We start from the raw sequence: 20954 nt of genomic DNA on the forward strand, positions 1-20954 counted from the left end.
GGGGGGGGGGCGCGGCTGGGCAGGTCGTGCCCCGGAACCGGAATGGCGACGGCCGCGCTCCCGGCGCGGTCGCGGCCTTGACCCGATGCGCGCGGGCTCTCATCCCCTTGCCGCATGGACAGCCCGCGCACCCAACACCTCTGGCGGCCCTACACGCAGATGCGGGGCGCAGCCCCGCCGCTGGAGGCCGTGCGCACGCACGGGTCGCGCATCGTCCTCGCGGACGGCCGCGAACTGATCGACGGCATCGCCTCGTGGTGGACCGCCGCGCACGGCTACAACCATCCCCACATCCGGGCTGCCGTGGCGGCCCAGCTGGAGACGATGCCGCACGTGATGTTCGGCGGCCTCACCCACGCCCCCGCCGAGCGGCTGGCGGCGCGGCTCGCGGCCCTGCTGCCGGGCGATCTCGACCACGTGTTCTTCACCGATTCGGGCTCGGTGGCCGTCGAGGTCGCCCTGAAGATGGCGGTGCAGATGTGGATCAACCGGGGCGTCACCGGGCGCACCCGCATCCTGGCCTTCCGCGAGGGCTATCACGGCGACACCCTCGGGGCGATGTCGGTCTGCGATCCCGACGAGGGCATGCATCGGCGCTTCGGCGCCTACCTGCCGGCCCAGGTCTTCTGCGACCTGCCGCGGACGGACGACGCGGCGTCCGCCCTCGATGCCCGCATGGCGGCCGAGCGCGGGACCCTAGCGGCCGTGATCGTGGAGCCCCTCGTGCAGGGAGCCGGCGGCATGCGGATGCACCCGCCCGAGGTTCTGGCGACGATCGCCCGCCTCGCCAAGCGCCACGGCCTGCCGCTCATCGCCGACGAGATCTTCACGGGGTTCGGGCGCACCGGGACCCTGTTCGCCTGCGAGCAGGCCGGCCTCGTGCCCGACATCCTGTGCCTGTCGAAGGCACTGACGGGGGGGACGATGGCGCTGGCCGCCACGATCGCCACGCGCGCCGTGTTCGAGAGCTTCCTGTCCGACGATCCGGCCGCCGCCCTGATGCACGGGCCGACCTTCATGGCGAACCCGCTCGCCTGCGCGGCGGCCGATGCCAGCCTCGACCTGTTCGCGCGGGAGCCGCGCCTGGAGCAGGCCGCCGCCATCGCGGCCGCCCTCGCGGACGGGCTCGAACCCCTGCGCGCCCTCCCCCACGTGGCCGACATCCGCGTCCTCGGCGCGATCGGCGCGGTCCAGTTCCGCCAGGCTCCCGACCTCTCCGACCTGAAGCGCCGCTTCCTCGCGCGCGGCACCTGGGTGCGGCCGTTCGGCGACATCGTCTATCTCACGCCCGCCCTCACCATCGGGGCGGACGACCTCGCCCGGCTCCTCGACGCGATGCGCGCGGTGGTGAGCGAAACGGCCCCCTGAGCCCCGGCGCTCGCCTCACCGCCGGACCTTGCAACCTGCGCCCCCGTCGCTCGTTGGGATACGTGGCGCTGGCCCCGGGCCCGCGACCGCACGGTCACGGAGTTCGGGCTCCGTCCGGCGGTCGGGTCCGGACGGCGCTCGCCGCCAAACGGGCTGGGAGGGTGCATCGTGGTGGATGAGGCGACGAACGCGAACGACGACCGGCCGGTGATTCTCCTGGTCGAGGACGAGGCCCTGACGATCATGGATCTCGGCGACGTGCTCGAGAACGGCGGCTACGAGACCGTGCAATGCGCGTCCGCCGAGCGCGCCCTCGGCATCATCGAGGCCCGTCCCGACATCTGCGGCCTCATCACCGACGTCGAATTGTCCGGCAAGACCAACGGCTTCGAACTCGCCACCGCCGTCTCGGAAGCGCGCCCCCGCCTGCCGATCGTCATCGTCTCGGGCCGGGCCGCGCCCGACCCCGAGCGGATGCCGCCGGGCGCCCGCTTCATCTCCCGTCCCTGCACGGGCGAGGACATCCTCTCGCAGTTGAAGGGGCTGCTGCCCTGCTGAGCGCAGATCAGCGCGGCGGCGCGTCCTGCCGGCGCCACCAGGCCACGGTATCGTCGAGCCCCTCCGCCCATCCGTAGGCCGGACGAAAGCCGACCGCGTCGTTCAGGATGCGCGTCTCGGCCTCGATGACCGGCGGCTCGCCCGGGCCGAGCGGCCGCGCGCCGTAGATCAGCCGGTCGGCGCCCCCGATCCGCGCGGCCAGTCCGTCGAGGAGGGTCCGCACCGGAATCGCCGTGCCCGAGCCGATATTCACCGGCCCGGTCACGTCGCTCGCCAGAAGCGTGGCGAGGGCACCGGCCGCATCCGCGACGTGGAGATAATCCCGGCGCTGGTACCCGTCCGAGGTCGGGAACGGCGTGCCGGCCGTCAGGGCGCGGATCGCATCGGGAACGAGGCGCCCGCGCCGCTCGCCCGGTCCGTAGAGATAGAACAGGCGGCCCCAGGCAAGGCCGAGCCCCTGCGTGCCGGCATAGGCGGCCAGGATGCGGTGCGTGCCGTCCTTGGCCGCCCCGTAGAGGGTGGCGGGCCGGCAGGGCGTCGCCGCCTCGTCGAGGCGGGCCGCGCCCCACGCGTACTCGGCGCAGGTGCCGATTCCGACGAACCGTCGTCCCCCTTGCGCCGCGAACAGCCGGGCGAGGTCGAGGCTGGCCGCGACCCAATCGAGATTGGCCGCGGAGGTCCAGTAGCGTCCGGGCTCGGCATCCCAGGCAAGGTGCAGCAGGTGGCTCGGCCGGACATGCGCGACCAGCGCGCGCCGCGCCTCCGGCACCAGCAGGTCGGCGGCGTGAAACCTCGCGCCGTCCCGGGGCGAGCGGCCGACGCCGTGAACCTCGAAACCGAGCGCCGCCAGGGCCGGCACGACGTGGCGGCCGACGAAACCGGTCGCGCCGGTGACGAGGACGCGGTGTGTCACGCCACCCAATCCGGATAGGCGAGGTCGCGCTCGGCGATCACCGTGACGGGTTCCGGCCAAGTGACGTCGAGGGCCGGGTCGTTCCAGCGCAGGCCGCGCGCGCTACCGGCGACGTAGGGGCGGTCGATCATGTAGAGCACCTCCGCCCCGTCGCCGAGCGCCTGGAACCCGTGCGCGAACCCGGCCGGAACGTAGAGGGCGTGCCGGTTGGCGGCGCTGAGTTCGGCCCCGTAACTCCGGAGATAGGTCGGGGAATCCGGCCGCAGGTCGACGACGACGTCGTGGATCGCACCCGCCGTGCAGCGCACGAGCTTGGTCTCCGCGTGCGGCTCGGCCGAGAAGTGCAGGCCCCGCACGGTGCCGCGCCTGGCATTGTACGAGATGCTGGACTGGCTGAACCCACCGATCAGCCCATGCGCGGCGAAATCCTGCGCGCAGGCGGTGCGGGCGAAGAACCCGCGCGCATCGGCGTGGGGTTCCGGAGCGACGCGGAAGGCGCCGGCGAGCGGGAGGGCCTCGAAGCGCATGGGGTCAGAACACCGTCAGGCGCGGGATCGCGGTGACGAAGCGTCCTCCCCAGGCACGGATCGCCGCCATCTCGGACGCGATCTCGTCCTTCAGGTTCCAGGGCAGGATGAGGACGTAATCCGGCCGCAGCGCCAGCAGCGCGTCCGGCGCGACCACCGGGATGCGGCTGCCGGGCAGAAGCGTGCCCTGCTTGTGCGGCGAGCGGTCCGCCACCGCCCGCACCAGTTCGGGGCCGATGCCGCAGTAATTGAGGAAGGTGTTGCCCTTGGCCGCCGCCCCGTAGGCGCAGACCGTCTCCCCCGTCAGGCGCAGATCCGCCAGGAAGGCGAGCGTGGCGCACTTGATGGCGACCACGTCCTCGGCGAAAGCGGCGTAGCCTGCGGGCTCGAACAGGCCGCCGGCGCGCTCCTGCGCCAGCACCCGCGCGACCGCCGGGGTCGCCGGGTGGGCCGCCGAGGCGTGGCAGGCGAAGACCCGCAGCGAGCCGCCATGGGTCGGCCAGACCTCGACGTCGAACACCCGCAGGCCGTGCGCCTCCAGGATGCCCGAGACGACGCCGAGGGAGAGGTACGAGAAGTGCTCGTGGTAGATCGTGTCGAACTGGCGCTGCTCGATCATCCGCAGGAGGTGCGGGAATTCGAAGGTGGCGACGCCGTCCGCCTTCAGGAGAATTCGGAACCCCTCCACGAAGTCGTGGATGTCGGGCACGTGGGCGAGCACGTTGTTGGCCGCCATCAGGTCGGCCGCATGCCCCGCCGCCGTCAGGCGGCGGGCGGTCTCGGCGCCGAAGAACGCCACCTCGGTGGGAATGCCGCGCGCCCGCGCCACCGCCGCCACGTTAGCGGCCGGCTCGACCCCGAGCGCCGGGATGCCGCGCGCGACGACGTATTGCAGCAGGTAGCCATCGTTGCTCGCGACCTCCACAACTCGGCTTCCGGGGCCGAGGCCGAAGCGCGCCTGCATGGCCGCGACGTAGGCCTCGGCATGCGCCAGCCAGCCCGCCGAGAAGCCGGAGAAGTAGGCGTAATCCGAGAAGATCGCTTCCGCCGTCTCGAAGGCCTCCAGCTGCACGAGGTAGCAGGCCTCGCAGACATAGGCGTGGAGGGGGTGGAACATCTCGCCCCGGTGCGCGCGGTCCGCCGGCACGTAGGCGTTGGCCAGCGGCGAGAGGCCGAGATCGGCCACGCTCCGGTGCAGGGAGGCGCCGCAGGCGCGGCAAGGACGATCTCCGGAGGAGGAGCGGGTTCCGGTCACGCCTGTCACGCTCCGAGGGCTTCGTAGGCGCCGATCTGCGCCAGGGTGAGGTCGCGGGCCGAGGCGCCGCTGGCCTCGGCCCGGTGCCAGGCGGCGGTCCAGGCCAGGGCGGCGTCGAGGCGCAGGCGCCGGTCCCAGGCGAGATAGGCGCGGGCCTTGGCGGCATCGACCTTGAGGAAGGTCGCCTCGTGCGGGTGGATGGCGTCGGAGAGGTGCCAGAGGGCGTCCGCCCCCCAGGCCTGGGCGAGTTCGTCGACGATATGGGCCACGGGCCGGCAATCCTCGTCCGCCGGTCCGAAATTCCAGGCCTCGGCGTAGCGGGCGCCGTCCGCGCCGGCCAGGCACTCGGCGAGGCGGAGATAGCCGCTCAGGGGTTCGAGCACGTGCTGCCAGGGCCGGGTCGCGTGGGGCGCGCGGATCTCGACGGAGTCGCCGCGCGCGAAGGCCCGGACGATGTCGGGCACCAGCCGGTCCTCCGACCAGTCGCCGCCGCCGATGACGTTGCCCGCCCGCGCGGTGGCGACCCGGCAGTCCCGCTCCGCCAGGAACGCGGCGCGGTAGGCGCCGGCCACCAGCTCCGCGCAGGCCTTGGAACTGCTGTAGGGGTCGTGTCCCCCCAGGGCCTCGGTCTCGCGGTAGCCGTAGGGCCATTCGCGATTCGCGTAGGCCTTGTCGCTCGTCACCACCACGACGGCCCGCACGGAGGGCGTCGCCCGCACCGCCTCCAGCACGTGGGCGGTGCCCATCACGTTGGTGGCGTAGGTGCCGAGCGGGTCGCGGTAGGAGGCCCGCACCAGGGCCTGGGCCGCCATGTGGAGGACGATCTCCGGGTTCGTGGCGGCAAGGCACGCGCGCACCGCATCGGCGTCGCGGATGTCGGCGAGGTGCGAGTCCAGGCCGGCCCCGACCATTGCCGCCTCGAACAGGTTCGGCGTCCCCTCCGGGGCCAGCGACAGCCCGCTCACCCGCGCGCCCAGGCGCTCCAGCCAGAGGCAGAGCCAGCCGCCCTTGAAGCCGGTATGCCCGGTGACCAGCACCCGCCGCCCGGCCCAGAAGGCGGGATCGGGATTCGCGTCGCGGCTGCGCGGCAGGGGAAAGGGCGAGGGCTGCACGCTGTCAACGATCTCCGCTGGGGGTCACCAGCACTTCCAGGGCGGCGCCTCGCCGGCCCAGAGCGCTTCGAGATGGTTCTTGTCGCGCAGGGTGTCCATCGCCTGCCAGAAGCCGGAATGCACGAAGGCCGCGAGCTGACCCTCGCGGGCGAGGCTCTCCAGCGGCTCGGCTTCCCACACGGTGGCGTCGCCCTCGATCCGGTCGAGCACGCGCGGCGAGAGCACAAAGAAGCCGCCGTTGATCGTCGCCCCGTCCCCGGCGGGTTTTTCGCGGAAGTTGCGCACGCAGCCCCCTTCGAGTTCGAGGGCGCCGAAGCGGCCGGGCGGCGTCACCGCCGTCAGGGTCGCGAGCTTGCCGTGCGCGCGGTGGAAGGCGGCGAGCGCCGTCAGGTCCACGTCGGCGACGCCGTCGCCGTAGGTCATGAAGAAGTCCTCGTCGCCGAGATAGTCCCGCACCCGCTTCAGGCGCCCGCCCGTCATCGTGGTCTCGCCGGTCTCGATCAGCGAGACCCGCCAGTCCTCGGCGGTGCTGCGGTGGAAATCGACGTGGCCGCGCCCGACGTCGACGGTGACGTCGGAGAGGTGCAGGCGGTAGTTCAGGAAGAACTCCTTGATGACGTAGCCCTTGTAGCCGAGGCAGATCACGAACTCGCGCACCCCGTGGGCGGCGAAGATCTGCATGATGTGCCAGAGGATCGGCCGGCCGCCGATCTCCAGCATGGGCTTGGGGCGCGTCACCGTCTCCTCGGAGAGGCGCGTGCCGAGACCGCCTGCGAGGATGACTGCCTTCATGGGTGTCCTGAAGTCCGAGCGGCGTCCGTCCCGCGCGCCGCCCGGGATCGCTCAAGGGTGGACGTGGGTTTTCGAACGCGATCCGCGTTTCCGGCGAAACAACCGAGTCCGAGCCCGCAAGGCTTAAGCGAGGGGGTCGGCTTCGTCCAGGCAGGCCCGCGCACCGGTCCGCGCGGCAAAGCCCGGATGCAGGACCCGGAACGGGACCGCGGCCCCCGCTCCGAGGGGCGGTTGACCGGCGCGAAGCCTCCGTCTACCCGGCCCCGGCGAGGCCACGTCCTCCCCCCCGCCCGCGCGGGGCAGAAGTCCGGGACGGCCCGGCCCTTTCAGGAGGGCTTCCGTGGCCTGGATCATCCTCGTCGCCGCCGGCATGCTCGAAGTCGTCTGGGCCTACGCCATGAAGCAATCCGACGGCTTCACGCGGCCCTGGCCGACCGCGATCATGGCCGTGGCGATGCTGGGCAGCGTCGGCCTGCTGGCGCTGGCCATGCGGACGCTGCCCCTGGGCACCGCCTACACGATCTGGACGGGCATCGGCGCCGTCGGCGCGTTCCTCGTGGGCATCGGCGTGCTCGGAGAACAGGCGAGCCCGGCGCGCCTCGTCGCGGCCGGCCTGATCGTCTCCGGCCTCGTCCTGATGAAGCTGTCGAGCCCGCACTGAGCCGCCGTACGGGCGAATCGGCTCGGGCGCGCTCCCGCCCCGAAACGCCCCCCGATCCGCCTCTGTCATCTCAGCTTCACACGCACGGCCCATGCCCCTTGGCAAGAGTCCCGTGACAAACGCGCCACCTTGCCGGTGGATGCGGCGGGAAGGACCGCGCGGGCGCATCGCCCGTGCGCTATCGTGTCGAAGAGGGCGGACAATGCGGGCGGACGAGCGCATGGAGGCCGAACCCGGCGAGGGCCTGGCTCGCGCCGCGATGGCCGCGCGCGCCGGGGCGAAGGATGATCGGGAGCCCGAGCCGAACATGAGCAAGTCCGACAAGCGCCTGCGTCCGCCCGGCTCCAAGAGCGTGGGCTGGGCCCTGGTGCAGGCCGCGCGTCTTCACCGCTCCCGCGTCGGCGACCGGCTGGCCACCCTGGATCTCTTCGCCGGCCAGGAACAGGTGGTGCAGGCGCTCGCCGCGGCCGGCACCATGACGATGGGCGACCTCGCCGCGACCCTGCGGGTGCGCCCACCCACCGCCTCGAAGACCATCTCGCGGCTGGCGGCACTCGGTTTCGTCGAGCGCCGGGCCGAGGCGGGCGACGGCCGCATCGTGCGCGTGCGCCTTACCGAGACGGGGCTGGCCAAGGCCGCCGCCATCGAGCGGATCTGGGACGAGGTCGAGGCCGAACTCCTCGACGGGTTCGACGGCAAGGAGAAGCGCCGCCTGCGCAAGCTGCTGCGCAAGGCGGCCCGCAACCTCGCCGAGGTCTCCGGTGTCACCGGCCACGAGGTCGAGGGCGATTCCGAGATGGACGAGGACGAGCCCGACACCCTCGCGGTGCCGGAGGCGCTGTAGCGCATCGGGCGAAGCCTCGAGACGGCGGATCGCCCGGGGTCCGATCAGCGAATCCGGAAGGGCTCCAGATCTTTCGATGCGCGCCGACGCGCGGCGATCTGGGACCGGACCTGGACGGGCGAGAGACGCGGCGGCTCCAGGGAAGCGGCCGGAGGGAAGGCTTCGGAAGCCCCTTGCGGCGTCCCGCTCCTGCGCGTCATGCCCGAGCCGGCATGCACCTGGCGGCGCACGCGGCGCCCGGCCTTCCGGTCCCACAGGAGCGCGAGGCGCGTGACGATCCGGTCGAGCAGCCACAGGAGCGCCGACAGGATGATCGCGAGGCTGCAAGCCACCCCGATCAGCAGGCCACAGAGCCCCGGCGCTGGGAAGACCATCAGGCTGATCAGACCGATCGTGGCAAGCAGCGGAATCGTCTTCGCCGTCATCGGCCCTCCGCCGAGATCCTTCCGCCGGGTTATGGCGCGTCGAATCATAAAATTCTGTCGACGCGCCTCGGAATCGCCGCCGGATTCCATGGGTGGGGCATGATTTTGCCGCCGTGGCGGGTCCGCCCCGACGGCGGCGCGGGTGTCCGCCGAAAGGTCCCTGTTCTAAAGCTCCGCCGGTCGCGCCATCCGCATCGGGCGGAACGCCGCAAGTCGGGATCGAATCGTGTTGCAAGAGACGGGGGCTGAGCCGGCGCCGAGCCGCCACCGGATCGCGCCGAACCGGCGACTGATCGGCATTGCCCTGATGTGCGGAACGCTGGCGTTCTTCGCCTGCCTCGACGCCTCGGCCAAGACGCTCGCCGGGATGGGCGTCGACCCGCTTCTCTCGACGTTCATGCGCTACGCGGTGAATGTCGGCCTGGTGCTGATGGTCCTGAACCCGGTGCGCACGCCCGGCGTCGCGCGCACGAACCGCCTCACCCTGCAGGTCCTGCGCTCCCTGCTGCTGTTCGGCTCGACAGCGCTCAACTTCCTGGCCCTGCGCAAGCTCCAGCTCGCCGAGACCCTGTCGATCCAGTTCGCGACGCCCCTGATGGTGGCGCTGCTCGCGGGGCCGCTGCTCGGCGAATGGTCGTCGCCGCGCCGGCTCGTGGCGGTGGGGATCGGCTTCCTCGGCGTCCTCGTCATCGTCCGGCCGGGTGTCGGCGCGTTCCAGCCGGCGGTGCTCCTCAGCATCGGCAACATGCTGTGCTACGCGTTCTACGTGCTCACCACGCGCAAGCTGGCGGCGGTCGATTCCACGGCCACCACGGTGTTCTACTCGGGGCTCGCGGGCCTTGCGGTGATGAGCCCGCTCCTGCCCTGGATCTGGACCACGCCCGCGACCTGGGTCACCTGGGCCCTGCTGATCGGGGTCGGCCTGTTCGGCACGATGGGGCACTGGCTGCTGGTGCTGGCTCACGCCCGCGCACCCGCCAACGTGCTCGCGCCCTTCATCTACACGCAGCTCGTGTGGTCGCTGATGCTGGGCTACCTCGTCTTCGGCGACGTGCCGAACCGATGGACGCTGATCGGCGCGTCCATCGTCATTGGCTCGGGCCTCTACCTGCTGGCCCAGGAGCGGCGCCGGCCTCAGCGGTGACGGCGGTGGTGCCGATGGCGCGAATGCATGCGGGTGCGGTAGGCGCGACGGCCCGGATCGATGCCCAGCGCCCCGTTCACGGTGCCGACCGCACCGCCGACGGCGCCGCCGACGATCCCGCCCACCGGACCGGCGACACGATCGCCCTCGGCCGCGCCGCGCCGGATGCCGCCGGGCAATCCCTGCGCTTCGGCGGCGCCGGACAGGGCGAAGGCGGACAGAACGAGGCTGGCGGCGAGCAGAGCTTTTCTCATGATGATTCTCCCTGGATCGTTGCGTGCGGGCGACTTACCCGGAGCCCCGGCAGCGCTCGAACGCGTGCGGGACAACGGCCGAGCTTGAAAAAGGTGGCATCGAACGTTCGCGGTGGTTGACCGGGCGTGAAAGCTCGCTGGTCTCGGGCCGGCGCCGCTGCTAGAAGCCGCCGCATGTGCGCTCAGGGTGATCCAAGGACGCGGCCCGGCCTGCCGGCTCCGTCCGCGTCGCGAATTATCAGCCCGGCCTGCGCCTGAGGGCCGCCGCGGCGGACCGATGCGAAGGCCGGGAGGGCGAGGATTCGCCTCCATTCCGCCGGCCCCGGTGGCGCGATCGCCCGCCGACCGCCTTCATGACCGACCCCGCGTCAAAGACTTCACAGATCCCCATGAGCGACCAGACCCCCCCCGCCGGTGCGCCCGCCCGCGACTATTCGAAGACCCTGTTCCTGCCCCGGACCGAATTCCCCATGCGGGCCGGCCTGCCGGTGCGCGAGCCGCTGCTGCTGGAGCGCTGGGCCGCCACCGACCTCTACGGACAGATCCGCGCGACGGCCGCCGGCCGGCCGAAATTCGTGCTGCACGACGGCCCCCCCTACGCCAACGGCAACATCCACATCGGCACGGCGCTGAACAAGATCCTGAAGGACGTCATCGTCCGGGCTCAAGGGGCGCTCGGCTACGACGCCAATTACGTGCCGGGCTGGGACTGCCACGGCCTGCCGATCGAGTGGAAGATCGAGGAGCAGTACCGCGCCAAGGGCCGCAACAAGGACAGCGTACCGGTCCTCGAATTCCGCCAGGAATGCCGGGCCTTCGCCGGCCAGTGGCTCGACACGCAGCGCAGCGAGTTCAAGCGCCTGGGCGTCACCGGCGACTGGGATCACCCCTACGCCACCATGACGTTCCCGGCGGAGGCCACCATCGCCCGCGAACTCATGACCTTCGCGACCACCGGCCAGCTCTATCGCGGCTCGAAGCCGGTGATGTGGTCCGTGGTCGAGAAGACCGCGCTCGCCGAGGCCGAGGTCGAGTACGAGGACGTCGTCAGCGACACCATCTTCGCGGCGTTCCGGCCGACCGCCGGCGCGGCCGGGGATCTGGCGGACGCCCGCGTGGTGATCTGGACCACCACGCCCTGGACCATGCCGGGCAACCGCGCCGTGGCCTATTCGAAGCGCGTCGCCTACGGGCTGTACCGGGTGACGGCCGCCGCCGAAGAGAATTGGGCCAAGGTCGGGGACGCCTACCTCCTCGCCGACACCCTCGCGGTCTCGGTCTTCGCGAGCGCCCGCGTCGAGGGCTTCGAACGCCTGCGCGACGTCACCCCGGCCGAACTCGCCGGCCTGACCCTGGCGCATCCGCTCGCCGGCCACGTCGCCGGCTACGACTTCCCCGTCCCCCTCCTCGACGGCGACCACGTCACCGACGAGGCCGGCACCGGATTCGTCCACACGGCCCCGGGCCATGGCCGCGAGGATTTCGAGGTCTGGATGGCCAACGGAAGGGCGCTCGCCGAGCGCGGCATCGACACCCGCATCCCCTACACCGTGGATGCCGATGGTACCCTGACGGAGGACGCGCCCGGTTTCACGGGAAAACTCGTCCTTAACCACAAGGGCGAGAAGGGCGACGCCAACAAGGCGATCATCGCCGCCCTCACCGAGGCCGGCACCCTGGTGGCGCGCGGCACCCTCAAGCACAGCTATCCCCATTCCTGGCGCTCGAAGAAGCCCGTCATCTTCCGCAACACGCCGCAATGGTTCATCGCGATGGACAAGCCGGTGGAATCGCTGGGCAACCGCACCCTGCGCGAGACGGCGCTCCAGGCCATCGACGACACCCAATGGGTCCCGCCGCAAGGCAAGAACCGTATCAACGGCATGGTCGGCAACCGCCCCGACTGGGTGGTCTCGCGCCAGCGCGCCTGGGGGGTGCCCATCACGGTGTTCGTCAAGAAGGGCACCCACGACGTGCTGCGCGACGACCGCGTGAACGCCCGCATCGCGGACGCCTTCGAGGCGGAGGGCGCCGATGCCTGGTTCACGGATCCGGACGGCGCCCGCTTCCTGAAGCCCGAGCACGATCCGGCCGACTACGAGAAGGTCACGGACGTCCTCGACGTCTGGTTCGATTCCGGCTCGACCCACGCCTTCGTGCTCGACGATCCCGAGCAGTTCCCCGGCCTCTCCGGCGTCAAGCGCCGCCGCGACGGCGGCACCGACACGGTGATGTACCTGGAGGGCTCCGACCAGCATCGCGGCTGGTTCCAATCCTCGCTGCTGGAATCCGCCGGCACGCGCGGGCGCGCACCCTACGACATCGTCCTCACCCACGGGTTCGTGCTCGACCCCAAGGGCCTGAAGATGTCGAAGTCGAAGGGCAACGTCGTCGCCCCCCAGAACGTCATCAAGGATTCCGGCGCCGACATCCTGCGCCTCTGGGTGGCGGCCTCCGACTACGCGGACGACCTGCGCATCGGCCCGGAGATCATCAAGACCTTCGCGGAGACCTATCGCAAGCTGCGCAACTCCGTGCGCTGGATGCTCGGTTCGCTGGCCCATTTCGAGCCCGGCGCGGAGATCGCCCACGCGGATCTGCCCGAACTGGAGCGGCTGATCCGGCACCGGCTGGCCGAACTCGACGGCGAGATCCGCGAGGCCTACGCGACCTTCGACACCAAGCGGGTGGTGGCGCTCCTCAACGGCTTCATGACCGGCGACCTCTCGGCCTTCTACTTCGACGTCCGCAAGGACGTGCTCTACTGCGACCCGGCCTCCTCGGCCGTGCGCCGGGCCGCCCTGCAGGTGATCGACGAGACCTTCCGCCGGGTCACGATCTGGCTGGCGCCCGTGCTGGCCTTCACGGCCGAGGAGGCGTGGCTCGACCGGTATCCGTCGCAGACCGGCTCCGTCCACCTCCAGACGCTGCCGGAGACACCGGCCTCCTGGCGTGACGAGGCCCTGGCGACCCGCTGGCAGACGATCCGCCGGGTGCGCCGGGTCGTGACCGGCGCCCTGGAGATCGAGCGCACGGCCAAGCGCATCGGTGCCAGCCTGGAGGCGGCGCCCACCGTCCACATCGCCGATGCCGACCTGCGCGCCATCATCGCGGGCGTCGACTTCGCCGACATCTGCATCACCTCCGCCATCCGCATCGCGGACGGCGAGGGCCCGGCCGAGGCCTTCCGCCTCGACGACGTGCGCGGCGTCGCGGTGGTCCCGGCCCTGGCCGAGGGCCGCAAATGCGCCCGCTCCTGGCGGGTGACGCCCGAGGTCGGCAGCGACCCGGATTACCCCGACGTGACGCCGCGCGACGCGCGGGCCCTGCGCGAGTGGGACGCGGCGCATCCCGGCACGGACGCCGCGTGAGCGCCGTCCCGGCGAACCGGAACGGGCGCCCGACCCCGTTCCGCCTCGGCCTCGCGGCGCTCCTCGTCACCCTGATCCTCGACCAGGCCTCGAAGCTCGGGCTCTATTTCGGCACCGACCTCGTGCTGACCCAGCCCTGGCGGGTCGCGCCCTTCGCGGACTTCCTCGTGGTCTGGAACCGGGGCGTGTCCTACGGGATGTTCCAGCAGGAGGGCAGCCTCGGGCGCTGGGTGCTGGTGGCCGTCTCCTGTCTCGCGGCCATCGCCCTGTCGGTCTGGATGCGGCGGGCCGAATCGCGCCTGCTGGGCCTCGCCCTCGGGCTGGTGGCGGGCGGCGCCATCGGCAACGCCATCGACCGGGCCGCCTACGGCGCGGTGTTCGATTTCGTGCACCTGCACTGGGGCGGCTGGTCCTGGTACGTGTTCAACGTCGCGGACGCGGCCATCGTCGCGGGCGTGATCGGGCTGATCCTCGACAGCCTCTGGCCCGCGCCCCGGCGCACCGGTTCCGAACGTTGAGGGCGTGCCCGCATTCCGCCTGGAGATGTGATCCGTAAACCACACCGGGGATCGTTGTGCGGCCGAGGCTGGTGCGCTGCGGTCAAGGCGCCATACGATCGCCTGAAACCAGGATCAGGCCGCGTTGGGTCGGATCAGGCGGGATCGGATCGGGCAAATCGGATTCGGGCGAGTCGGAACGGGATCGCGGGACGACGCGGTCATCCGGGCCCGGCCAACCGGGCGGAGAACGGGGATAGCATGATCGGGCATCGCGGTTTGCTGATGGTGGTGGCGGGCGTTCTGACCGCCGGAAGCGCGCAGGCGCAACAGGGCGTGTTCATGCGCGACGCCCTCAGCAACATCGGCCTGATCGAGCCCGAGAAGCCCGCGATCAACTACCGCGAGCGGGCCCCCCTGGTGATGCCGCCCAAGCTCGACAGCAAGGCCCTGCCGGAGCCGCGCAGGCCCGAGGCCTCGGCCCAGTGGCCGAAGGACCCCGAGATCGTCCAGCGCGAACGCGAGCGCGAGGAGGCCCGCAAGCCGATCGCGCGCGGGACGCAGGGCCGGATGAACGACAACAATATGACGCTGTCCATCGACGAGATGCGCGGCGGCCGCCGGGCCGGCGCCCAGGTCCGGACGGAGCCGGGCCGGACCGAGGGTGAGAACGACGACAGGAATTCGTTCTGGTCGAACCCCTTCGGCTTGCGCTCCGCCGAGGCCCAGGAGCCCTCCGCCGTCGAGCCCGACCGCGACGTGCTGACCGATCCGCCGACGGGCTACCGCAAGCCGCCGCGCAAGATCGCGAAGTCGAACGGCGAGCCCGTCAACAACCCCTCGCGCGAGCGCGAGGAATCCGATCCGGGCACCTACCTGCGCGCACGATCCGCGAACTGAGTCCGGGTCCGGGCCGGTGTCGCGTGGGCACCGGTCGCCGTCGAGGACCCACCACGCCCGGCCCCTCCGACGCATGCCCAGTGGCGCGGGGCCGGCGCAACGCCAACATGAGGCACGGCCCCCGCAAAGGCCGGCCGCGGAAGGATCAGCTTTGATGCATCTGTTCAGGAAGGACACGCCCCTCTTCGGACCGACGCGCGGCCATGCCAGCGCGGGCCGGGCGGAAGCCGCGCCCTTCGGGCGCTCCGAGGCGGGCGGACCCGAGGTCAGCGCCTTCGCGCTCGACAATGGCCTCGACGTCGTCGTCGTTCCGGACCACCGCGCCCCCGTCGTGACCCACATGGTGTGGTACCGCAACGGCTCGGCCGATGATCCGCTGGGCCAGTCCGGCATCGCCCACTTCCTCGAGCACCTGATGTTCAAGGGCACCGAGCGGCACCCGATCGGCGCCTTCTCGAAGGCCGTCTCGGGCCTCGGCGGCCAGGAAAACGCCTTCACCTCCTACGATTACACCGCCTATTTCCAGCGCGTCGCCCGCGACCATCTCAAGACCATGATGGAATTCGAGGCCGACCGCATGACCGGCCTCGTCCTCGACGACGCCGTGGTGGCGCCCGAGCGCGACGTGGTGCTGGAAGAGCGCCGCATGCGGGTCGAGACCGACCCCTCGGCCCAGCTCTCCGAGGCCATGGCCGCCTCGCTCTTCGTGCATCACCCCTACGGAACGCCGATCATCGGCTGGATGCACGAGATCGAGGAGCTGAATCGCACCCACGCCCTCGATTACTACAAGCGCTTCTACACGCCGGAGAACGCGATCCTGGTGGTGGCCGGCGACGTGACGCCGGACGACGTCCGCCGCATGGCCGACGACACCTATGGCCGCGTCACGCCCCAGGGCGCCCGGCCGCTGCGCATCCGCGCCAGGGAGCCGGAGCCGAGGGCCCTGCGCCGCCTCGCGGTCGCCGACCCCAAGGTCGAGCAGCCCACCTTGCAGCGGCTCTACCTCACCCCGTCCTGCATCACGGCGCGCGACGGCGAGTGCCACGCGCTCGAACTGCTCGCCGAGGTGATGGGCGGGGGCTCCACCTCCTACCTCTACCGCAAGCTGGTGATGGAACTCGGCGTCGCCGTGAACGCGGGCGCCTGGTACATGGGCTCGGCCATCGACGACACCCGCTTCTCGGTCTACGCGATTCCGGCCGAGGGCGTCAGCCTGGAGAAGCTGGAGGAGGAGGTCGACCGCGTCCTGCGCCGCGTCCCCTCCGAGGCCCTGAGCGCGGAAGCGATCGAGCGGGCCAAGACCCGGCTCGTGGCCGAGACGGTCTATTCCTCCGACAGCCAGTCCTCGCTCGCGCGCATCTACGGATCGGCGCTCGCCATCGGCGAGTCGATCGAGGAGGTCCGCCGCTGGCCCTCCGACATCGAGGGCGTGACGCAGAGCCGCCTCGCGGCCGTCGCCGAACGCTACCTGACGCCGTCCCGGTCCGTCACCGGCTACCTGACCAAGGCCCGTGAGGCCGACGCGGCCTGAAGCGGCCGTCCCACGCCCTTCGCGAGGCAGCGGCTTTCGCCCGCGCCCCCCGCACAGAATGAGGTTTCCATGACCGTGGCCACCACCCATCTGGTCGACAGCACCCGCTCCGCGACGTCGCCGACCCAGGCCGTGCCCGTGGCGGCCGCCCCCGGCATCGAGGCGTGGCACGTCGAATCCCAGGTGGTGCCCCTGATCGCCCTGGCCTTCACCTTCGAGGGCGGCGCGGCGCAGGACCCGGAGGGCAAGGCGGGCGTCGCCCAGATGCTCGCCCGCCTCCTCGACGAGGGCGCGGGCGATCTCTCCTCGGACGCCTTCCAGGAACGGCTCGCGGCCCGGGCCATCGAGCTCTCGTTCCATGCCGGCGCCGACGCGCTGGGCGGCTCGCTCAAGATGCTCGTCAAGCACACCGACGAGGCCATCGAGCTCCTCGCCCTGGCCCTGGCCAAGCCCCGTCTCGATCCCGACGCGATCGAGCGGGTGCGGGCCCAGACCCTCGCCGGCCTGCGCTACCAGCAGAACGACCCCGGCGTGATGGCCTCGCGCCGCTTCTTCGCCGAGGCCTATCCGGGCCACGCCTATGCGCGCCCCTCCTCGGGCACGCCGGAGAGCATCGCGGCGATCACCCGCGACGACCTCGTGGCGATGCACCGCCGGATCATCGGGCGCGGCGCCGTGAAGGTCGCGGCGGTGGGCGCCATCGACGCGGACCGCCTCGCCGAGGCCCTCGACCGCGCCTTCGGCCGGCTCGACATGGCCGCCCCCCTCAAGGCCGTGCCCGAGACCCAGGTGCGAAACCTCGGCCAGCGCCACGTGGTCGACCTCGACGTGCCGCAATCGGTGATCCGCTTCGGCATGAACGGCGTCGCCTGGCGCGACCCGGACTTCATCCCCGCCTACGTCCTGAACCACATCCTCGGCGGCGGTTCCTTCACCTCGCGCCTGTTCCAGGAGGTGCGCGAGAAGCGCGGCCTCGCCTACTCGGTGGGCACCTCGCTCGTCAGCCACCGCGCCGCCTCGATGACCTGGGGCTACACCGCCACCAAGAACGAGCGCGTCGGCGAGGCCCTGTCGGTGATCGGCGAGGAGATCGGCCGCCTCATCACCGAAGGCCCCTCGGACGAGGAGCTGCAGAAAGCCAAGGACTATCTCACCGGCTCCTACGCGCTGGGCTTCGATACCTCGACCAAGATCGCCCACCAGCTCGTGCAGATCGCCTTCGAAGGGCTCGGCATGGACTACATCGCCCGGCGCAACGACCTCGTCACCAACGTGACCCAGGCCGATATCCGCCGCGCCGGCGCCCGCACCTTCGCGGACGGCCGGATGCTGGTGGTGGCCGCCGGCCGGCCCACGGATTTCTGAAGGCCACGAAACGAACGGCCGCGGGGCGGGGCGGACGTTGTCCCGCGGCGGACGTTCGGGGCTGTGCGCGGGCATGGCGGTTGCTAGTTACCGTCCGGGCGCCGACGATGCCGCGCCGCTCACCTTCAAGCTCGGGATCGTCCGAATGACCGCACGCCTCGCCTCCCTGCCGGCCCGCCTCGCCATCGCGGCGGCGACGGTTCTCGCCGCGACGCCCGCCCTCGCGCATCCGGGTCACGAGGCGGCGTCCGGCCTGTCGCACGGCTTCCTGCACCCCCTGACCGGGCTCGACCACGTGCTCGCGATGGTGGCCGTGGGCCTGATCGCGGCGCGCATCGGCGGACGGGCCCTGTACCTCGTGCCCCTGGCCTTCCTCGGCATGATGGTGGTCGGCGGGATCCTGGGCGCCGGCGGCATCGCGCTGCCCTTCGTCGAGATCGGCATCGCCCTCTCGGTCGTGGTGCTCGGCGCCTCCCTCGCCCTGCGGCCCGCCCTGCCGGTCGTCGCCGCCATGGTGCTCGTGGGCGCCTTCGCGGTGTTCCACGGCCATGCCCACGGCGCGGAGATGCCGGAGACCGCCTCCGGCCTGAGCTACGGCCTCGGCTTCATCGGCGCGACCGCCCTGCTGCATGCGGCCGGGCTCGGTCTCGGCCTCTCCGCCGGCCGCCTGATGCAGAGCCTGGCCGCGCTTCGGGTGGCCGGAGCCGGCCTCGCGGTGGCGGGCCTCGGCCTCCTCGCCGGCGCCCTCTGACATCGACACGCCCGACCGATCGCGCGGCCCCCTTCACGGGGGCCGTTCTGGTTTCGAGCGCCCCTCGCAGATCCGGAATCCCCGATGCAACTCACCGGAATCCACCATCTCACCGCTATCACCGCGCGGGCCGCCGACAACCTCGCCTTCTACACGCGCGTCCTCGGCCTGCGCCTCGTGAAGAAGACGGTGAACCAGGACGACGTCTCCGCCTACCACCTGTTCTACGCCGATGGCCTCGCCTCCCCCGGCACCGACGTCACCTTCTTCGACTGGCCGGCGCCTCCCGAGCGGCGCGGCACGAACAGCATCGCCCGCACGGCCCTGCGGGTCTCCGGACCGGCGGCGATCGACTGGTGGCGCGAGCACCTGGCCCGGCAGGGGGTGGCCCACACCGTGCCGGTGGCGCGCGACGGCCGGCTCAGCCTCGACTTCGAGGATGGCGAGGGCCAGCGGCTCATGCTGGTGGACGATGGCGGGGCCGGGGACGCCCACCCCTGGGCGCGGAGCCCCGTGCCGGCCGAGCACCAGATTCGCGGCCTCGGGCCGATTCGCCTCAGCGTGGCCGAGATCGGACGGACCGAGGCCGTCCTGGCCGACGTGCTCGGCATGAGCCACGACCGGAACTATGAGCTGCCCGAGGGCGAGGTCCGCGTTTATCGCATGGGCGCGGGTGGGCCGGCCGCCGAACTCCACCTCGTGTCGCAGCCCGATCTGCCGCCGGCCCGCCAGGGCGCGGGCGCCGTCCACCACGTCGCCTTCCGCATTCCCGACGCCGATCACGCGGCCTGGGCCGACCGACTCAAGGTGACGCGGATGCCCTCCAGCGGGCCCGTGGACCGCTACTATTTCCGCAGCCTCTACTTCCGCGAACCCAACGGCATCCTGTTCGAGATCGCCACGGACGGGCCGGGCTTCGCCACCGACGAGCCCATGGAGACGCTGGGCGAGCGCCTGGCCCTGCCGCCCTTCCTGGAGGGCCGCCGCGCCGAGATCGAGGCGGGGCTGAAGCCGCTCTGAGGACCGGCCCGGAATTAAGAACGATTCCAACCCATTGCACCCTCGTGCGCCTGCGTACGCGCGCCGCCTTGACGGGCCTACCGCAGGTGCGAGAAGACCCCACGCAAAGCTTCAGATTCGAGCGACATTCGAGACGGACCCGTCGATGAGCAAGTTCAACGAGGAGCGTGTGCTGAGCGTCCATCACTGGACGGACACGCTGTTCTCCTTCCGCACCACCCGCGACCCGGCCTTCCGCTTCCGCAACGGCGAGTTCGTGATGATGGGCCTCGAGGTCGAGGGCCGGCCGCTCCTGCGCGCCTACAGCGTCGTCTCGGCCAATTACGAGGAGGAACTGGAATTCTTCTCGATCAAGGTGCCGAACGGTCCGCTCACCTCGAAGCTGCAGCACCTCAAGGTCGGCGACCCGATCATCGTCGGCAAGAAGCCCACCGGCACCCTGGTGCTCGACAACCTGATGCCGGGCCGGCACCTCTACCTCCTCGGCACCGGCACCGGGCTGGCGCCCTTCATGTCGATCATCAAGGACCCGGAGACCTACGAGCGCTTCGAGAAGGTGGTGCTCGTCCACGGCTGCCGGCAGGTGCAGGAACTCGCCTACGGCGAGACCATCACGCAGGACCTGCCTAACCACGAGTTCCTCGGCGAGGTCATCTCGGCCGGGCTGATCTATTACCCCACCGTGACGCGCGAGCCCTTCCGCAATCGCGGCCGCATCACCGACCTGATGACCTCGGGCAAGCTGTTCGAGGATATCGGCTTGGCCCCGATGTCGATCGAGAACGACCGCTTCATGCTCTGCGGCTCGCCGGACATGATCCGCGACACGCGCATGCTCCTCTCCGATGGCGGCTACGAGGAGGGCAACCACGGCGAGGCCGGCCACTACGTCATCGAGAAGGCCTTCGTCGAGAAGTGAGCGCGCCCCGCGCCGTCTTCGTTGCCGGCGCCGGGACCGAGATCGGCAAGACCTACGTCACCGCCGCCCTGACCCGGCGGCTGCGGGCCTCTGGGCGGGCCGTGCGCACCCTGAAGCCGCTGGCGAGCGGCGTGCCCGCCCTCGGCGATCCCGACTTCGTGACGAGCGACACGGCGCGGCTGCTCGCCGCGCAGGGGCTGGCCATCACGCCGGATACGGTGGCCGCCTGCTCGCCCTGGCGCTTCTCGGCTCCGCTGAGCCCCGATCTCGCCGCCGCGCGCGAGGGCCGGTCCCTGGCCCTCGCCGACCTCACCGGCTGGTGCCGGGACGCGATCCGCGCGACGCCCCCCGAGACCACGCTGCTGATCGAGGGGGTCGGCGGCCTGATGAGCCCGATCACCCCGGAGGCGACAGGCCTCGACTGGCTCGAGGCCCTCGGCCTGCCCGCCCTTCTCGTCTGCGGCTCCTATCTCGGCGCGATCAGCCACGCGCTGACGGCGATCGAGACGCTGCGCGGGCACGGCGTGCCGCTCCTCGGCATCGCGGTCTGCGAGAGCGCGGACGCCCCGACGCCGCCCGAGACCGTCGCCGCGGCGATCGCCCGGCACGGAAGGGCCGCGACCGCGATCGTTGCCCGCGACGGCGCGTGTCCGGACGATCTCGCCCGGCTCGTCTGAGAGCAAGCCCGGATCCGCCATCCCGACGGGAGCAATCGGATTTGGCGTGACCCGGTCCGCCCGCATT

Annotated in this window: 21 protein-coding genes; 14 read left to right on the forward strand and 7 right to left on the reverse strand. The window is 71.6% G+C overall.

All coding sequences use genetic code 11. From position 1 onward, the window contains the following. Positions 1–114 precede the first annotated feature (114 nt). Positions 115–1368 carry an adenosylmethionine--8-amino-7-oxononanoate transaminase gene (locus MKK54_RS11065; protein WP_244010847.1) on the forward strand — a complete coding sequence of 418 codons (1254 nt, stop codon included), beginning with the start codon at positions 115–117 and terminating at the stop codon, positions 1366–1368. A gap of 165 nt (positions 1369–1533) precedes the next feature. Next, positions 1534–1926 carry a response regulator gene (locus MKK54_RS11070; protein ID WP_409564165.1) on the forward strand — a complete coding sequence of 131 codons (393 nt, stop codon included), beginning with the start codon at positions 1534–1536 and terminating at the stop codon, positions 1924–1926. Between the two features lie 7 nt (positions 1927–1933). Here the strand turns inward: MKK54_RS11070 and MKK54_RS11075 are convergent, their stop codons facing one another. From MKK54_RS11075 to rfbF, 5 genes are read right to left on the reverse strand one after another with little or no spacing between them, the layout of a single operon-like run. After that, entirely contained in the window at positions 1934–2848 is a 915-nt protein-coding gene (locus MKK54_RS11075; RefSeq protein ID WP_409564160.1) for an NAD-dependent epimerase/dehydratase family protein, read from the reverse strand. Continuing rightward, positions 2836–3366 (reverse strand): dTDP-4-dehydrorhamnose 3,5-epimerase family protein, encoded by a 531-nt coding sequence (locus tag MKK54_RS11080; RefSeq protein ID WP_244010850.1) that lies wholly within the window; start codon positions 3364–3366, stop codon positions 2836–2838. Before MKK54_RS11080 ends, MKK54_RS11075 begins: the two co-directional genes overlap by 13 nt. A 4-nt stretch (positions 3367–3370) precedes the next feature. Continuing rightward, positions 3371–4621, reverse strand: a complete 1251-nt coding sequence (locus tag MKK54_RS11085) for a class I SAM-dependent methyltransferase (RefSeq protein WP_244010851.1) — start codon at positions 4619–4621, stop codon at positions 3371–3373. A gap of 5 nt (positions 4622–4626) precedes the next feature. Then, positions 4627–5733 carry a CDP-glucose 4,6-dehydratase gene (gene rfbG / locus MKK54_RS11090; RefSeq protein ID WP_244010852.1) on the reverse strand — a complete coding sequence of 369 codons (1107 nt, stop codon included), beginning with the start codon at positions 5731–5733 and terminating at the stop codon, positions 4627–4629. Positions 5734–5757: 24 nt separating this feature from the next. Next, on the reverse strand, positions 5758–6525 hold the full coding sequence (rfbF, locus tag MKK54_RS11095; RefSeq protein ID WP_244010853.1) for a glucose-1-phosphate cytidylyltransferase: 768 nt from the start codon (positions 6523–6525) through the stop codon (positions 5758–5760). A 340-nt stretch (positions 6526–6865) separates the two neighbouring features. On the opposite strand from rfbF, the gene MKK54_RS11100 reads away from it, so the two are divergent. Together MKK54_RS11100 and MKK54_RS11105 are read left to right on the forward strand one after the other, a co-directional pair. Continuing rightward, positions 6866–7186 (forward strand): DMT family transporter, encoded by a 321-nt coding sequence (locus MKK54_RS11100; RefSeq protein ID WP_244010854.1) that lies wholly within the window; start codon positions 6866–6868, stop codon positions 7184–7186. A 202-nt stretch (positions 7187–7388) separates the two neighbouring features. Further along, positions 7389–8030, forward strand: coding sequence for a MarR family winged helix-turn-helix transcriptional regulator (locus MKK54_RS11105; RefSeq protein WP_409564161.1), 642 nt, complete (start codon positions 7389–7391; stop codon positions 8028–8030). Between the two features lie 44 nt (positions 8031–8074). On the opposite strand, the gene MKK54_RS11110 is transcribed toward MKK54_RS11105, so the two are convergent. After that, positions 8075–8455: a hypothetical protein gene (locus tag MKK54_RS11110; protein ID WP_244010855.1), complete on the reverse strand. Its 381-nt coding sequence runs from the start codon at positions 8453–8455 to the stop codon at positions 8075–8077. A 226-nt stretch (positions 8456–8681) separates the two neighbouring features. Between MKK54_RS11110 and MKK54_RS11115 the strand changes: the two genes are divergently transcribed. Then, positions 8682–9599 carry a DMT family transporter gene (locus tag MKK54_RS11115; protein WP_244010856.1) on the forward strand — a complete coding sequence of 306 codons (918 nt, stop codon included), beginning with the start codon at positions 8682–8684 and terminating at the stop codon, positions 9597–9599. On the opposite strand, the gene MKK54_RS11120 is transcribed toward MKK54_RS11115, so the two are convergent. Next, positions 9590–9853, reverse strand: coding sequence for a hypothetical protein (locus tag MKK54_RS11120; protein WP_244010857.1), 264 nt, complete (start codon positions 9851–9853; stop codon positions 9590–9592). The two genes, MKK54_RS11115 and MKK54_RS11120, sit on opposite strands and share 10 nt — an antisense overlap. Before the next feature lie 389 nt (positions 9854–10242). Between MKK54_RS11120 and ileS the strand changes: the two genes are divergently transcribed. The 9 genes from ileS to bioD all read left to right on the forward strand — a co-directional run bounded on the left by ileS (position 10243) and on the right by bioD (position 20887). Next, complete coding sequence (gene ileS / locus MKK54_RS11125; RefSeq protein ID WP_244010858.1) at positions 10243–13224, forward strand: isoleucine--tRNA ligase; 2982 nt, start codon at positions 10243–10245, stop codon at positions 13222–13224. Further along, a complete protein-coding gene (lspA, locus tag MKK54_RS11130) occupies positions 13221–13742 on the forward strand; it encodes a signal peptidase II (protein WP_244010859.1) in 522 nt (173 codons plus the stop codon). Before ileS ends, lspA begins: the two co-directional genes overlap by 4 nt. A gap of 240 nt (positions 13743–13982) precedes the next feature. Beyond that, the gene (locus MKK54_RS11135) at positions 13983–14621 is read left to right on the forward strand and encodes a hypothetical protein (protein ID WP_244010860.1); all 639 of its coding nucleotides are present in this window, start codon (positions 13983–13985) and stop codon (positions 14619–14621) included. 154 nt (positions 14622–14775) lie between these two features. Then, positions 14776–16155: a M16 family metallopeptidase gene (locus MKK54_RS11140; RefSeq protein WP_244010861.1), complete on the forward strand. Its 1380-nt coding sequence runs from the start codon at positions 14776–14778 to the stop codon at positions 16153–16155. 69 nt (positions 16156–16224) lie between these two features. Next, the gene (locus MKK54_RS11145; RefSeq protein ID WP_244010862.1) at positions 16225–17520 is read left to right on the forward strand and encodes a M16 family metallopeptidase; all 1296 of its coding nucleotides are present in this window, start codon (positions 16225–16227) and stop codon (positions 17518–17520) included. A gap of 145 nt (positions 17521–17665) precedes the next feature. Then, positions 17666–18271 carry a HupE/UreJ family protein gene (locus MKK54_RS11150; RefSeq protein ID WP_244010937.1) on the forward strand — a complete coding sequence of 202 codons (606 nt, stop codon included), beginning with the start codon at positions 17666–17668 and terminating at the stop codon, positions 18269–18271. Between the two features lie 84 nt (positions 18272–18355). Beyond that, positions 18356–19291, forward strand: coding sequence for a ring-cleaving dioxygenase (locus tag MKK54_RS11155; protein ID WP_244010863.1), 936 nt, complete (start codon positions 18356–18358; stop codon positions 19289–19291). A 145-nt stretch (positions 19292–19436) separates the two neighbouring features. Continuing rightward, positions 19437–20210, forward strand: a complete 774-nt coding sequence (locus tag MKK54_RS11160) for a ferredoxin--NADP reductase (RefSeq protein ID WP_244010864.1) — start codon at positions 19437–19439, stop codon at positions 20208–20210. Then, positions 20207–20887 carry a dethiobiotin synthase gene (gene bioD / locus MKK54_RS11165; RefSeq protein WP_244010865.1) on the forward strand — a complete coding sequence of 227 codons (681 nt, stop codon included), beginning with the start codon at positions 20207–20209 and terminating at the stop codon, positions 20885–20887. The genes MKK54_RS11160 and bioD overlap by 4 nt, the downstream gene beginning before the upstream one ends. Positions 20888–20954 lie beyond the last annotated feature (67 nt).

It is taken from the genome of Methylobacterium sp. J-068, from assembly GCF_022829445.1.
Lineage (GTDB): Bacteria > Pseudomonadota > Alphaproteobacteria > Rhizobiales > Beijerinckiaceae > Methylobacterium.

Excerpts from the sequence above, each read along its gene's own strand:
- MKK54_RS11065 (WP_244010847.1), top strand. The coding sequence starts at position 115 with ATGGACAGCCCGCGCACCCAACACCTCTGGCGGCCCTACACGCAGATG.
- MKK54_RS11080 (WP_244010850.1), bottom strand. The coding sequence starts at position 3,366 with ATGCGCTTCGAGGCCCTCCCGCTCGCCGGCGCCTTCCGCGTCGCTCCG.
- rfbF (WP_244010853.1), bottom strand. The coding sequence starts at position 6,525 with ATGAAGGCAGTCATCCTCGCAGGCGGTCTCGGCACGCGCCTCTCCGAG.
- MKK54_RS11105 (WP_409564161.1), top strand. The coding sequence starts at position 7,389 with ATGCGGGCGGACGAGCGCATGGAGGCCGAACCCGGCGAGGGCCTGGCT.
- MKK54_RS11110 (WP_244010855.1), bottom strand. The coding sequence starts at position 8,455 with ATGACGGCGAAGACGATTCCGCTGCTTGCCACGATCGGTCTGATCAGC.
- MKK54_RS11120 (WP_244010857.1), bottom strand. The coding sequence starts at position 9,853 with ATGAGAAAAGCTCTGCTCGCCGCCAGCCTCGTTCTGTCCGCCTTCGCC.
- ileS (WP_244010858.1), top strand. The coding sequence starts at position 10,243 with ATGAGCGACCAGACCCCCCCCGCCGGTGCGCCCGCCCGCGACTATTCG.
- MKK54_RS11135 (WP_244010860.1), top strand. The coding sequence starts at position 13,983 with ATGATCGGGCATCGCGGTTTGCTGATGGTGGTGGCGGGCGTTCTGACC.
- MKK54_RS11140 (WP_244010861.1), top strand. The coding sequence starts at position 14,776 with ATGCATCTGTTCAGGAAGGACACGCCCCTCTTCGGACCGACGCGCGGC.
- MKK54_RS11145 (WP_244010862.1), top strand. The coding sequence starts at position 16,225 with ATGACCGTGGCCACCACCCATCTGGTCGACAGCACCCGCTCCGCGACG.
- MKK54_RS11150 (WP_244010937.1), top strand. The coding sequence starts at position 17,666 with ATGACCGCACGCCTCGCCTCCCTGCCGGCCCGCCTCGCCATCGCGGCG.
- MKK54_RS11155 (WP_244010863.1), top strand. The coding sequence starts at position 18,356 with ATGCAACTCACCGGAATCCACCATCTCACCGCTATCACCGCGCGGGCC.
- MKK54_RS11160 (WP_244010864.1), top strand. The coding sequence starts at position 19,437 with ATGAGCAAGTTCAACGAGGAGCGTGTGCTGAGCGTCCATCACTGGACG.